Annotated in this window: 9 protein-coding genes; 2 read left to right on the top strand and 7 right to left on the bottom strand. The window is 52.8% G+C overall.

All coding sequences use genetic code 11. The annotated features are described in order from the left end of the window. Positions 1-112: 112 nt before the first annotated feature. From fruA to NR177_RS09725, 6 genes are all read right to left on the bottom strand, one after another. The gene (gene fruA / locus NR177_RS09750) at positions 113-1816 is read right to left on the bottom strand and encodes a PTS fructose transporter subunit IIBC (RefSeq protein WP_172898257.1); all 1704 of its coding nucleotides are present in this window, start codon (positions 1814-1816) and stop codon (positions 113-115) included. A 16-nt stretch (positions 1817-1832) separates the two neighbouring features. Next, positions 1833-2771 (bottom strand): 1-phosphofructokinase, encoded by a 939-nt coding sequence (gene fruK / locus NR177_RS09745; protein WP_063880225.1) that lies wholly within the window; start codon positions 2769-2771, stop codon positions 1833-1835. Next, positions 2768-3898, bottom strand: a complete 1131-nt coding sequence (gene fruB, locus NR177_RS09740) for a fused PTS fructose transporter subunit IIA/HPr protein (RefSeq protein WP_063880226.1) — start codon at positions 3896-3898, stop codon at positions 2768-2770. The genes fruK and fruB overlap by 4 nt, the downstream gene beginning before the upstream one ends. Before the next feature lie 384 nt (positions 3899-4282). After that, positions 4283-5578, bottom strand: a complete 1296-nt coding sequence (locus NR177_RS09735) for an anaerobic C4-dicarboxylate transporter family protein (RefSeq protein WP_256852787.1) — start codon at positions 5576-5578, stop codon at positions 4283-4285. Between the two features lie 318 nt (positions 5579-5896). Further along, positions 5897-6826, bottom strand: coding sequence for a dihydrodipicolinate synthase family protein (locus NR177_RS09730; protein ID WP_063880228.1), 930 nt, complete (start codon positions 6824-6826; stop codon positions 5897-5899). 251 nt (positions 6827-7077) lie between these two features. Then, positions 7078-8106 (bottom strand): LacI family DNA-binding transcriptional regulator, encoded by a 1029-nt coding sequence (locus NR177_RS09725; protein WP_241567707.1) that lies wholly within the window; start codon positions 8104-8106, stop codon positions 7078-7080. Positions 8107-8581: 475 nt separating this feature from the next. Between NR177_RS09725 and NR177_RS09720 the strand changes: the two genes are divergently transcribed. Then, positions 8582-9964, top strand: a complete 1383-nt coding sequence (locus NR177_RS09720) for an MFS transporter (RefSeq protein ID WP_063880230.1) — start codon at positions 8582-8584, stop codon at positions 9962-9964. A gap of 169 nt (positions 9965-10133) precedes the next feature. On the opposite strand, the gene NR177_RS09715 is transcribed toward NR177_RS09720, so the two are convergent. Then, on the bottom strand, positions 10134-10388 hold the full coding sequence (locus NR177_RS09715; protein WP_096010852.1) for a YkgJ family cysteine cluster protein: 255 nt from the start codon (positions 10386-10388) through the stop codon (positions 10134-10136). Positions 10389-10676: 288 nt separating this feature from the next. On the opposite strand from NR177_RS09715, the gene yeiP reads away from it, so the two are divergent. After that, positions 10677-11249, top strand: coding sequence for an elongation factor P-like protein YeiP (gene yeiP / locus NR177_RS09710; RefSeq protein WP_063880232.1), 573 nt, complete (start codon positions 10677-10679; stop codon positions 11247-11249). The last annotated feature ends 13 nt before the right edge of the window (positions 11250-11262 follow it).

Raw genomic sequence — 11262 nt, 5'->3', positions numbered from 1 at the left:
AAGGGTCCATGATGAACATGAACCCTTTTTACACCTGCCACTGGATCGGTCAACCGATCCTTAAATGATCGGCATTAGCCTTGCGGCTCCTTTTTCGTTTTTAACTTAACTATCAGGCTTTTGCCAGCTCTTCTTCAGGACGCTTCAGTACCGCATAGCCTAATCCGGCAATCGCTGTACCAATCAAAATCGCCATCAGATAACCGAGCACTGGGGTAATCGCACCAGGGATGAGCAGCACGAACAGGCCGCCGTGTGGTGCCATCAGTTTGGCACCAATCGCCATCGAGACTGCACCCGTCACAGCACCACCGACGATACAGCATGGCAGGACGCGCATCGGATCACGAGCTGCAAAAGGAATCGCACCTTCTGAAATAAAGCACAGACCCAGAACCAGCGCGGCTTTACCGCCTTCCTGCTGACCTTTATTAAATTTACGACGCGCAACCAGCGTAGCCAGACCCATGGCCAGCGGTGGCACCATACCGGCCGCCATAATCGCGGCCATCGGCGCGTAGGTTTGTGAACTCAGCAGCCCAACGCCAAACGCATAAGCCACTTTGTTAACCGGACCGCCCATGTCGGTACACATCATGCCACCCAGGATAGCACCTAACAGGATCGCATTGGCGGTACCCATATTAGCCAGCCAGTGGGTCAAAGCACTCATGATGCCCGCGACCGGTTTACCCACCACATAGATCATCAGTAAACCGGTGATCAGGCTGGCAAACAACGGAATAATCAGGATGGGCTTCAACGCCTCCATACTTTGTGGCAGCTTCACTTTGCCGCTAATCAGCCTGGCAGCGTAACCTGCGATAAAGCCTGCGATAATACCGCCAAGGAAGCCCGCGTTAATACTGGTGGCGATCATACCGCCAATCAGTCCAGGCGTCAGACCAGGACGATCCGCGATAGAGAAAGCAATAAAGCCCGCCAGAACCGGAACCATCAGTGCAAACGCACTGCCGCCACCGATTTGCATCAGCGCCGCCGCCAGAGTACCTGGCTCTTTAAAGGCCGTGATACCAAAAGCAAACGACAGTGCGATACTTAAGCCGCCCGCCACAACCATTGGCAGCATGTAAGACACGCCGGTCAACAGGTGACGGTAAGCGCCCGCGCCGCCCTCTTTCTTCTCTTCCTGCTGACTGTTTTGCGAGCCAGAAGGTTGGTAAGGCTTCGCTTCTGCAACCGCTTTATCCAGCTCCTGTGCGGTCTTTTTCAGCGCCAGACCGGTTGAGGTGCGATACATCGGTTTACCCGCAAATTTTGCCAGATCCACTTCGATATCCGCTGCCACAATCACCAGATCGGCTGCGGCAACTTCTTCAGGCGTAATCGCGTTACCCGCGCCAACAGAGCCGCGGGTTTCCACTTTTACCCACCAGCCACGTTTGGTGGCTTCGGTCTGAATAGCCTCGGCCGCCATAAAGGTATGCGCGACGCCCGTTGGGCAAGCGGTCACGGCAACGACGCGTTTTGGTCCATTCGCTGGCGCAGCGGTAGAGGCAACAGCCGCGGCAGGTGCTGCCGCGCTGGCTTGCCAGGGCTTAGCTTCAGCCTTAGCACGATTCAGGAACTGTTCAGGTTCGCTGACCGCCTGTTGTACATCACCCAGCCAAACGGACTTTCCGTTCAGCGCGGCATCATCCGGCACAGTTTTACCGGTGACGATCACCAGCTCGGCCTCTGCCGGGTTTTCGGTTAGTGTTAAACCAGCCTGCGCAGCCGCAGCAGCCAGGCGTTGTTTTGCCATGTAGGCAGAAGCCAGTCCTGTTGAAGGATCTTTTATCAGCAGCGTTTTCACTATCGCTCTCCTGCTGTCAGTTAACGGGTTGTAAGTCGACGCGCGCCATCATTGCGGCCAACTGGGTACGATCAGTAACGCCGACGTTGCTCTGGCTGACAGCCATCGCGGCTACCGCAGTAGCCAGACGTAACGTATGTTCACTGGATTCACGCATTAACAGGCCATAAATCAGGCCACCTACCATGGAGTCACCTGCGCCAACGGTGCTGACAACCTCGCACACCGGCGGTTTAGCAATCCATTCACCTGAGGCATTGACCCAAAGTGCGCCTTCTGCGCCCAGAGAAATCACCACATGTGCAATGCCCTGCTCACGCAACTCATGCGCTGCGTCAATCACGTCCTGGAGCGCAGGGAGTTTGCGCCCTGCCCAGATTTCCAGCTCGCGACGATTAGGTTTAACCAGCCAGGGCGCGGCCTTCAGGCCCGCCACCAGCGCTTCGCGACTGCTGTCAAAGATGATGCAAGGACAATGCGTACGCAGTTCAGTCATCCAGCGAGTAAAGGCATCGGGATCGACGCCTTCAGGCAGACTGCCGCTCACGCAGACCATGTCAAACTGACCCAGCCAGGTTAATGAATCGCTGGTGAAGCGATCCCAGTCCTGCGCCGTGACCTGGAAGCCAGAAAAGTTAAGATCGGTCACATCACCGGTTTGCTCGGTAAGCTTGACGTTGATGCGCGTACGCCCATTGACGACCTGAAAACGGTTGGCGATACCCAACTCACTGAAGAGTTGCTGAAAGCCATCCTGATTGTCTTTGCCGAGAAAACCGCCAACGGTCACGTCGATGCCCAGATCTTTCAGGACTTTGGCAACGTTGATGCCTTTACCGGCAGCATGCAAACCGGTGGTTTTCACCAGATTGACTTCGCCACGTTCAATTTCGGGCGTAAAACCAACTAAATCATACGCAGGATTCAACGTGATGGTTGCAACACGTCTGGTCATGCCGCCCCCTCACCTAAACCACTGTTAATGGCTTCTTCAATGGCATTAAGCGCCTGCTGTGCATCTTCACCACTGGCAGTGAAACGCAGGCGGTGGCCTTTTTTCACGCCCAGCGCGACGACCTTCATCAGGCTGCGTCCGTTTGCCGGTTTACCGCTGCCATCAAGGTTGGTAATCGTGATGTCGCTATTAAACTGTTTGATCACGCTCACCAGCGCCGTGCCCGGGCGCGCATGCAGGCCATGCTCATTGCGGATAGTAAACTCAGCCGTCAGCTGATCTGCCTGCTCGTCAACTTCGCTGGTCAGCAGGGCATAAACGCCTGCTGCATCCGCTTTCAGCAAACGGTCGGCTTTATTGTTCTGTAACAGTGCGCTCAGATAGCCCAGGACCTCTAATGGTCGTTCATCAACAGCGGCCACGCTTACTAACATCGCCACGGATTCACCCTGGTGCTCGAAGGCATTCGCCGCACGGCTGACGGCCACTCCGCTTTGCAGATTGCCCTTGCCGCTGTCACTTAACCAAATACCCTGACCCAGGCTTAAGGGATTGCCTGACACCACGTCGGCAACATAGCTGGCATCGACCACGCCAGCGGCCTGTAAGCGTCCGGCATTGAGTGCCTGCAATGTCATCAGGTCGCGTGCGTTAACGTCCAGCGTAATTAACGATGTATCGAAGCTGAATTCTGCTGATTGCTTCTCACCCATCAGCAACGCACGAAGATCCTCGGCGGAGGCGGTTTTGAGCTGTTCAGCAATGCTGTCGTCGCTGAGTACATGGGTCAGCTGGCGCAGCAACGCCAGGTGTTCATCCGATTTCGCGGCAATGCCAATCGCGACATAGGCAGTTTGATCGTCACCCCAGGCAATTCCCTGTGGAAACTGGAAGACCTGAACGCCGGTTTTCAGCACCAGATCGCGCGTGTCGGTGGTGCCATGAGGAATGGCGATACCATTACCCAAAAAGGTTGAGGTTTGCTGCTCACGCGCCAGCATGCCATTGACGTAACCTTCCGCCACGTTACCTGCAGCGGTAAGTGCCGCCGCAACCTGACGAATCGCATCTTCTTTGTTTTGGGCGCTGGCTCCGGTATGGATGGCCTGCAATTCGAGCTGGAACATAATTCTCCTCGCTTGCTGATTGAATCGTTTCAGCTCATTGGTGTTGGAACTTGCTGTTTGAACCCGTGAAGGTTGTTACAGCAACGCTGAAACGTTTCAGGGATTGTTATTCAGCTTGGCTTTACAGGCAAGAAAATGCGTAAACGACATAACAGATCTTTGACGTTACGCACAATTCAGAGAGGTTGGGAAATTATCTTAAAAATAGTGCTGAAGTCTGGACGACACAAGGTCAGTCTTTTCAGGAGGATTTCAGCAGCGTCAGCTGACGCCGCAAACACAGTCACCTTAAGATCAGGAAGGCACCTTGCCCGACAGTGATAGGCCATCCGCACGTGCACAACAGCATGGACCGCACGTTAATCCCCAGGATGAGGCTAAAGGTTAGAACAGCATGGCTAAACCGGCGGCAAAAAGCATCGACAAGCCGGTGGCCAGTAAACCTGGCAAAATAAACGGGTGATCGATTACTCGTCGGCCCAGACGAGTGGAGCCGGTATCATCCAGCGCAACGGCGGCCAGCAACGTGGGATAGTTAGGCAAGATAAACAGGGACGCGGTTGCCGGAAAACAGATGACCAGTGTGGCGGGCACAATGCCCATACTCAAGGCCATCGGAAACAGAATTTTGGTCGATGCCGCCTGAGAATAGAGAAAACATGATGCCAGTACGATAATCAGTGCCAGTAACACTGTGGAATCCAGAAAATAGCGCGCGGCCATATCCTCTAACCACAGGCGATTGCTCTCCATAAACGTGGAACCCAGCCAGGCCACGCCAAGTATACAGATACAAGACGTCATACCGGTTTTAAACACCGACGACCCCGGAATCGTATGCACATTCACCCGACAGAACATGACGATAGCCATTGCCACCGCTAACATCACGGCAATGCGCGCCTGTCCGCTATTGAGCACAGGGCGAGTAATGATTTCCAGTTTGGGGCTGCTGATAATGGCATAAATCAGCACCGTCACCAGGCCAATAATAAAAATCAGAACCGAACGTCTGCCGTGAATAGCGGAATGCGTTAGCTGCACGGTTTTCACCGCATTATCCTGATGTTCAAGCTGGTCAGTGTGACGTAAGCGATCCCACCACAGGTAAAACAATGCGGAACATAAGAGCGCCATGAAGGTGGCTGGAATGGTCACGGCAATCAGTTCTATATAGCCCCAGCCGTGCGGCCCCTGTTCCAGAATACCAGAGAAAAAAATCACGGCTGCCGAAATGGGTGATGCCACAATGCCCAGTAACGATGCGGCGACGGAAAGCGCTAATGCGCGGGTTGGACGAAGATGATTATCTTTAGCCACTGCCACAATCACGGGCATACAGGCAAAAGATACCTGCCCTGTACTGGCCATCATGGTTAATAACCAGGTTGAGAGTGGCGCCGTAATCACCAACAGACGCGGATAACGACGCAAGGCACGCTCGGTCAGTTGCACCAGATAATCAATGCCTCCTGCCTGCTGCATGGCCGAGATGGCCGAGATGGCGACAATCACCACCATGATAAATATCATTACCAGCATCGGCAGGTCGCCAGGTGTGGCACCCAGCGCGCACAGCATTAATACTCCCGCCCCGCCTGCAAACCCCACACCGATGCCGCCAATACGCATGCCCAAAAACAGGAAAAAAAGCACGGTCATAAACTGTAGTATTAGCATGATTCCATTCCTTCTGACTGCGTTTTACACAGCTACCGCCCACACTCAATACCGGTACAGGCTTCATTTCCCCGCGCAAGGCTGTATCAGGCTATTTGTCGATATGTCCTACAGAGAAATGGAACACGGCTTAATAACCGTTTTCTGCGCATCGGGTGCACTGAGGGGCGTAAATTCTTTTTGCGTTGATGCATGATTTCTCTGGATGCCTGCCGGTAAGCAGACCGGGACATCTCAGAGAAATACGTTGAATCGCGCTACGTCGTTACGACAGGCAGTTCCCACATTGAGGCGTCCTGCCTGCCAGACTCGCCCGTTTTATTTCACCCGACCCAGCTCAGCAGCACGCATTGCCGCGTGAATCTCTTCTGCCGCACCTTCACCCAGCGGTAACAGCGGTGAACGGACAGTGGCATGTTCCAGAATGCCACGCGCAACCAGCGCATGTTTAAGTGCGACAGTGCCTTCCATATGTGAACCACGATGGTACACGGCTTTAGTCACAGGCATCAGTCGGTCATGTAATGCACGGGCTTTCTTATAATCCTGCGCTTTACCGGCATTGATCATTTCAATCAGTGGCTCAGGTGCAATATTGCCGTAGCCCACCAAAAAGCCATCAACATCAAAAATGGTATGCAGCAGATATTCATCATGGCAGGTCAGAATCTGAAGATCGGGACGTTCACGGCGGATGACAGGGATTTCAGTATCCCAACGACGCATGTTGCGTACACCATTTTTCATCGCAAACACGCCCGGCTGAGCGGAAATGTCCAGCAGTGTTTTCAGGTTATAGGTGGCTTTAGTGACGTCCGGATACTGGAATAAAATAAGCGGTAAGCCACTCTCTTCATAAACGACGCGATAGCGATCCTGTGGCGCGCCGTCCTGATAACCAAAACGCAACCAGCCGTGTGAAGGATAAAGTAAACCGGCAGCCGCCCCCGCCTCAACAGCGCGTTTTGCCTCACGTGCCGCCACTTCAGTTCCTTCCCCAGTAATACCGGCAATGACGGGGATCTTGCCTTCAACGGATTTTACAAATGCCCGAATGACGTCGGCCTGCTCATCCTGGGTCAGAAACGTGCCCTCACCTGCGTGCCCCAGGACCACCAGCCCTTTTACGCCGTCAATACTTCCCAGCCAGCTGCCCAGACGTTGAATAGCGTCAAAATCAACTTTTCCTTCGCGAGTGAATGGGGTAACAGGTGCAGGGGTTAAGCCTCTGAGGTCGATATTAATCATAATTAACTCCTTGATGTAATAGACGTTTAATCATAAGTGCAGTCAGGATGAAAAATAAATGCAACCGTTACTGCAATCGTTTTCACGTAAGTTAAATTCGCAATGTAATCTCATCGCGTCAACCGGCAACTGTTAATAAGTGCGGCAGCCATCACAAAACATCCAGGGAGAAAATCATTGTCTGCGATCCAGATCGCAGAGGATTCATGACCGCATTACTCTCGCAATGCAGTCATTGGTCAGACGGGCTACTAATGAGGGGAAGCGGTGGATTTTCGCGGGATTAGCGTGGGAATAATGGTCGATAAATGTGGTTCATTCCTGCCATTGATGAGCATATCCACGGCATTACCTGCAATATGTTCCAGTGGCGTACGCACTGAGGTTAAGGCGACAGGCAACCGGCTGACGAGGGGAATATCGTTGTATCCTACCAGTGACAACTCTTTGCCAATGGTGATCCCTGCATGATGCGCCGCCGCCATCACGCCAATCGCAATCTCGTCATTGACGGCAAAAATCGCTGTAGGCCGCGAGGAATGGTTTAACATCGACGAACCCACCTCTTCGCCCGACTGGATATTAAAGTCAGAGGAACGACACCACTCTGGTCGAACAGACAAACCGGCTTCCTTCATTGCCCGTTCAAAACCTTTCCGACGATTCAATGCATTAGAAGCAAAATCCGGTCCACCAATCATACCGATTTTTTTATGGCCTAAATCGATCAGATGGCGCGCGGCAAGGTAGCCGCCCATTTCGTCATCACCCACGGAAGAGGGACTCACGCCGTCGGTGCGCAATACCAGTACGTGCGGTATTTCGCGTTCCCGCAGCGTCTGCGGAAGCGGATCGCCCAGACGGCAGGTTGAAAGAATCAGTCCGTCGACGCGTCTGTCCAGTAAAGATTCAGCGGACGCTTTTTCCTGTTGCGGATCGTCACCACAGGTCGCCACGATGGCAAAGTAGCCGCGTCGTGAGGCAGCAGTGGCGATAGCCTCAAACAACATCGCCGTCACCGCATCCGTCATACGGGGAACCAGTACACCAAGCGTACCGGTATCGCCCCTTCGCAGGCTGGAGGCAACATAATCGCGCCGATAGCCAAGTTCACGAGCAACCTGGCGAACTTTTTCAGCTGACGCGCTTTTTGACTGTGGAAGCCTTTCATCCAGAATTCGCGATACGGTTGAAATGCTTACGCCTGCGGCATTGGCAACATCACGCATCGTTATCAGCCTTTTATCCGACTGTTCCTTTTCCTGGCTTTCCTGATCCATATATCACTCCGGGGATTAATGTGGGTGGCAAAGATCCATCTGCAGACGGCAACAATATACAACAGACGCGATAACAACGGGATACGCGGTTAACATGCACTGCCTGGGGGCCGCACTTATCCTTCTCTTAATGCTCACAAGGTGCCATTTTCAGCCATTACGCTCTTATAGTTCTCCCCCGTCTTAGCCTCTCCGCAAACTCAATGAGAAAGAGTATGACCTGATTCACGCTTTTTTGATTGCCTGAGAGCGGAATGTGAACTCGTTAACAATTAACTATGCCGCTTGATTGACGCAGCAGAATATTAAACCAACGATAACCCATGTGAAAACGATTGCATTAACGTTTTCATATTATCAGTTTGCATATTTTTTTATGCAATAACCATCAGTGAGTGGGCGGCAAACGCATGGCTCCGGCACGGTCGTTGTCTTGCACGTTTGCCCCCTATCCATCACTAAACAGGGTGTCACTATGTCAACTCAGGTTATCGCTTCCCACGCCAGTCCCGCCGATTCATCTGTATTACTGGCGCGGCTTGAGCGATTGCCCATCACACGCCGGTTAATGGCTATTCGTGTTGTGGTGGGGCTGTCCACTTTTTTTGATGCCTATACCATTATTGCTATCGCGTTTGCCCTGCCACAACTGACGCAGGAATGGGGGCTCACGCCGACATTTGTCGGTCTGATCATTGCAGCAAGCTATATCGGGCAACTGGTAGGTGCACTCTTTTTTGGTACGCTGGCAGAGAAAATTGGCAGGATTGGTGTTTTGCGTATCACCATCATTATGTTTGTCATCATGGATGCCGCCTGCCTGTTCGCCTGGAACGGCTGGTCGATTCTGGTTATCCGTTTTTTGCAGGGGCTGGGAATTGGTGCTGAGGTCCCGGTCGCCAGTGCCTATATCAACGAGTTTGTCGGTGCAAAGAAACGCGGTCGTTTTTTTCTGCTGTATGAAGTTATCTTTCCGGTTGGCATGATGTGTGCCGGCCTTATCGGGTTCTTTCTGGTGCCGGTTTATGGCTGGAAAATCATGTTTCTCATTGGCCTGATCCCCTCAGCCCTGGCGGCACCTTTGCGCTGGTTAATGCCGGAATCTCCGCGTTGGTTAGTCTCTAAAGGCCGCCATCAACAGGCTGAAAAAGTGGTCCAGTCCTTCGAGGCAGAAGCTGTACGTCGTGGTATGCCATTACCCGAGCCCGTCATTAAACCTGTAACGGTGATACCCGCCTCATCCAGCGGGGTGAAAGCCCTTTTCTCAGGTATCTACAAATCCCGGACGTTTATGCTGTGGGGTTTGTGGTTGACGGTTTATACCATCAATAACGGTATGGTTACCTGGTTTCCAACCATGTATAAAACCCTGTTCCACCTGCCGTTAGAAACCAGCCTGGCCTATGGGTGGATCACCTCGGCCTGCGGCGTCATTGCCTCTGTAATTTGTGCCTTTAAAATCGATCACGTGGGGCGTAAGCGCTGGTACAGCTGGGCATTTATGCTGGCCATTATTCCGCTCATCGTGCTGTGTGTATTAGGGGCTAATGCGCCCTGGCAGATACTGATCTTTGGCAGCATCGCCTATGCCATTTTGCAAACTATCGCCTTCTCACTTTATCTCTATTCTGCCGAACTCTATCCGACCCGGCTTCGGGCGACAGGTACTGCCTTTTCCAGCGCCTGGCTACGCGCCGGGTCATCTGTTGGGCCATTAATGGTGGGGTTTATTGTGTCTGGCTTTGGGATCAGATTTGTTTTTATCACGTTCGCCGTCATTGCCCTGATCGGTGGCGTGATCACCCTGCTGTTCGCGATTGAAACCAAAGAAAAGTCGCTTGAAGAGTTATCCCCTTAACCAGGCAACAGCACACCGATAAGGAAGTCAGTTACATCGCCATCATCCGGGTTTGGCCATGCGCCACCGAGAGCCTGGTCAGCGCATCGTTAACAGCCTGATTTTGGAACGGACAGAAGGAAAAACCAAACGCGCGGTGATAGCTCAACAACAGGGAGGCCGAAAAAGGTTATGGCGCGGTGCTCTGCTCAAGGTGAATCAGATATTCCATGGCGTAATGACGATTGCTGCCGCACATCTCAACCGATGGCTGAAGTCCCGCGCACACGTCTGGCCGCAGGGGAGATGCAAAAATTTTGCAGAGGTTATTATCCGCGAGCTGAATGCAGCGCGTATTAGCGGGTTTACCCTGAGGCATGCCAGGAATGGGCGAGGAAATGCTGGGGGCGATACAACAGGCACCGCAATCTGTACGACATTCCATCTTTCACATCCGGGATAGGGTAAACCGCGGACGATAACAGAATGGGGATTACGCCGACATCACCTTTACAGAAAAAGAGGTTAACGCCTAAGCGAACCGCATTGCGGTTTATGCTGAAATCGCCGTTGCAAGGGGAAGACCTCGTAAAACCCGGCTTATCTACTCATACAACGGGCCTGTTCTGCCCTGACACTCGCTATCGACAACAAAATTTTTCGCGCTATCTTGCCTGTTAAGAGGCGCGCGAGTAACGTTGCGCGCACTATTACTTTGCGAGTGAGAACAGCAATGCCAAAAGCGAATGAAATTAAAAAAGGAATGGCCGTTACCCACAATGGAAAACTGCTGCTGGTCAAGGATATTGACGTCCAGAGCCCCAGCGCGCGCGGCGCGGCAACGCTTTATAAAATGCGCTTTACCGATGTCCGTACCGGGATGAAGGTCGAAGAACGCTTTAAAGGCGACGAGATTATCGAGGCCATCTCTCTGAGCCGTCGCAGCGTCACCTTCTCCTATATTGACGGTGATGAATACGTCTTTATGGACGATGAGGATTACACGCCTTACGCCTTCAAAAAAGAGCAAATAGAAGAAGAGCTACTGTTCATTCCGGAAGGTGGCATTCCCGGCATTCAGGTTCTCACCATGGACGGACAGGTTCTGGCGCTGGAATTACCACAAACCGTGGACATGGACATTGTGGATACCTCGCCCGGTATTAAAGGCGCGTCAGCCAGTGCCCGCACCAAACCTGCCGGGATGAGTACCGGTTTAGTTGTTCAGGTACCGGAGTACCTCAGCAACGGTGATCGCATCCGAATCCATGTGGCAGAACGTCGCTATATGGGGCGCGCAGACTAATTACCTGCGTTAC

Origin of the sequence: Pantoea sp. Fr+CA_20, from assembly GCF_024520835.1 — a bacterium.
In the GTDB taxonomy this organism is placed as follows: domain Bacteria; phylum Pseudomonadota; class Gammaproteobacteria; order Enterobacterales; family Enterobacteriaceae; genus Pantoea; species Pantoea allii.
This window is presented reverse-complemented; position numbering and strand designations above follow the sequence as displayed.